This window comes from Streptomyces curacoi (assembly GCF_001513975.1).
In the GTDB taxonomy this organism is placed as follows: Bacteria; Actinomycetota; Actinomycetes; order Streptomycetales; family Streptomycetaceae; genus Streptomyces; species Streptomyces curacoi.
The window spans coordinates 1-764 of record NZ_KQ948013.1 but is presented as its reverse complement, the minus strand read 5'-3'; the positions used below and the strand labels follow the sequence as shown (position 1 = coordinate 764).

At 67.7% G+C, this 764-nt stretch carries 1 pseudogene; it reads right to left on the bottom strand.

Annotated elements, in window-relative coordinates:
* Positions 1-715, bottom strand: a pseudogene (locus tag AQI70_RS38925) (IS5 family transposase); the annotation flags it as partial.
* Between the last annotated feature and the right edge of the window lie 49 nt (positions 716-764).

Here is a 764-nt window from a genome sequence, read left to right as displayed (position 1 = left end):
CGGCGGTGCAGGCGGCGGCATCCGGCGAGCCAGGCCATCGTGCGTTCGATGGTCCAGCGGTGCCGTCCCAGCCGTTTGGAGGACTCGATGCCCTTGCGGGCGATGCGGTGCCGGATGCCGCGCTGGCGTAACCATCGGCGCAGGTGGTCGTAGTCGTAGCCCTTGTCGCCGTGGAGCTTGGCCGGCCGTCGTCGCCGCGGACCGCGATGGGAGCGGACGGGAGGGATACCGCGCACGAGTGGTTCGAGCGCCTGACTGTCGTGCAGGTTGGCGCCCGAGATACCGACGGAGAGGGGCAATCCGGTCCGCTCGGTGATCAAGTGGATCTTCGAGCCCATCTTGCCCCGATCCACAGGATTCGGGCCCGTCAGGTCCCCCCTTTCAGGGCCCGCATGTTCACCGAGTCGATCGCACACCGCGACCAGTCCAGTTCGCCGCGCGAACCGAGCTCGTCCAGGACCAGGCGGTGCAGCTTTGCCCACACCCGGGCCTTCGACCACTCCATGAACCGGCGGTGAGCGGTGGCGCCGGACGGACCGAACACCGGCGGGACCTGAGCCCACGTGCAACCCGTGGTCGCCACGAAGATGATCGCGGCCAGCACCTCACGATCTCCGTACCGGCGTCGGCCACCACCCTGGGGGCGGGTCGGCATCTCCGGAACCACCCGCTGGAACAACTCCCACAACCCGTCCGGCACCAGACGTTCGACCATCAACACACAGCCAGGCTACCGGCATCCGCCAAATGAGATGTTCTCTTAA